Annotated in this window: 2 protein-coding genes; both read left to right on the forward strand. The window is 47.7% G+C overall.

Annotated features, from left to right (window positions below; all coding sequences use genetic code 11):
• The first annotated feature begins 161 nt into the window (after window positions 1-161).
• Complete coding sequence (locus FD23_RS07570; RefSeq protein ID WP_016396558.1) at window positions 162-602, forward strand: 8-oxo-dGTP diphosphatase; 441 nt, start codon at window positions 162-164, stop codon at window positions 600-602.
• Window positions 602-1408 carry a M23 family metallopeptidase gene (locus FD23_RS07575; protein WP_052933676.1) on the forward strand — a complete coding sequence of 269 codons (807 nt, stop codon included), beginning with the start codon at window positions 602-604 and terminating at the stop codon, window positions 1406-1408. The genes FD23_RS07570 and FD23_RS07575 overlap by 1 nt, the downstream gene beginning before the upstream one ends.
• The last annotated feature ends 192 nt before the right edge of the window (window positions 1409-1600 follow it).

Genomic DNA, 1600 nt, shown 5'->3' on the forward strand with positions numbered 1-1600 from the left:
TAAGTCTTAAATTCATTAGTAAAACGCTCCTTTATCCAAAAGTAAATTCTATCATATGCCAGCCAGCAAAAGACAGTTTCTGCAAAGAAATAATCCACGTGCTATAATTAATTGTATTTTTGTCAGCCTTTTTAGATAACAGGAGGAAAGAAAGACAAGATATGGACCGGACGGAGCCTACTACTTTAACTAATATGTGCATGATCGTGGACAAAGACCGGGTTCTGACGATCGATCGGGAGGACCCGGTTTGGCCAGGCCTGGCTTTTCCAGGCGGCCATATTGAAAAGCATGAGTCATTTCATGATTCGGTCATTCGCGAGGTCAAGGAAGAGACCAACCTGGACATAGTCAGTCCCCGCCTGGTCGGCTTCAAGCAGTTTTTTGACAAGCTGGACCGGCGTTACCTGGTCTTCTTCTACCGGGCCGACCAGTTTTCAGGAAGTCTCCACGCTTCAAGAGAAGGCAAACTGGAATGGGTCAAGATCAGCGATTTGCCTAAGCGGCAGTTAGCCTACAACTTTGACCGGGACCTGGAAGTCTTTTTAAAGAATGACCTTGATGAGCATGTATTGTTGGACAAGAAGGACTTTTTATATTAATGAGCAAGAAAAAGAAAAATAATAAGAAGAGAAAGCGGATTTGGGGCGGAGTCGTGACGGTGGCACTTTTTGCTGCCTTCTTCGCTTTCGCGGGCGTGTATATCAAGAATTATCCAGTGGAAAAGGATGTCAAGCTGGGCGCCACCCAGCCTAAGGCCTTGAAGGTCAAGAAGACGGTGGCTGAAAAGGACATCTGGGGCTATCCATTCGCCAAGTGCTACACCAAGAAGATCAAATACCTGTCGGGCCAGCGCTATGGGAAGACCGACGTCTGCCGGCGGGTCTACCCGAAGAAGTCCTACTTCCATGATGGCTGGGACTTTGGCTGGAGCGAGGTCGGCAACAAGGCGACTGTTTTGGCTATTCACCCGGGGACTGTGAAGAAAGTTGCCTACTGCACGGGTCTAGGCTGGTACATCTGGGTCGTTTCTCCAGACGGCTATGTTGAAGTCTACCAGGAAGGTTTCGCCAACCGGTCAGATATTACGGTTAAGGCCGGTCAGAGGGTCAAGCTGGGCGACAATCTCGGCCGGCTGACTAACTCCCACCTGCACCTGGGGATCACCAAGACCAGCGCTGACTACATCAGCAAGAACGGTCACCCTTACAAGAACTACTGGCGGGACAACGACACCTGGCTGAACCCGATGAAGGTGATTACTGACAGCTTGCAGCTGCAAGAGGATGTTAAGGAATACAACGCTAAGGCAGCCAGCTACAACGAGAAGCTGGCTGCTAAGAAGAAAAAGCTGAAGGTGGAAGAAAGCAAGCACCCCTACCACTACTTGAAGTCATTTATCAAATAGACAGAGAGAAAAAGACGACTGAAATTAAGCAGCCGTCTTTTTTTGTTTACTTTTTTGTCCCGCCCTTTTCCAGGTCAATGCTAATTCCCCAGGATTTTACAACTCAAGCCATATTTCTTTTATGCATGACTTTCCAGAAATGCGAGGATCTCAGCTTTAGTTCGGGTACTTTTATCAATAGCTTTTAGTAAT

Origin of the sequence: Lactobacillus delbrueckii subsp. delbrueckii DSM 20074 = JCM 1012 (assembly GCF_001433875.1) — a bacterium.
GTDB lineage: Bacteria > Bacillota > Bacilli > Lactobacillales > Lactobacillaceae > Lactobacillus > Lactobacillus delbrueckii.

Bases quoted from the DNA above. Each gene is read 5' to 3' on its own strand.
- FD23_RS07570 (WP_016396558.1), top strand. From the start codon at position 162: ATGGACCGGACGGAGCCTACTACTTTAACTAATATGTGCATGATCGTG.
- FD23_RS07575 (WP_052933676.1), top strand. From the start codon at position 602: ATGAGCAAGAAAAAGAAAAATAATAAGAAGAGAAAGCGGATTTGGGGC.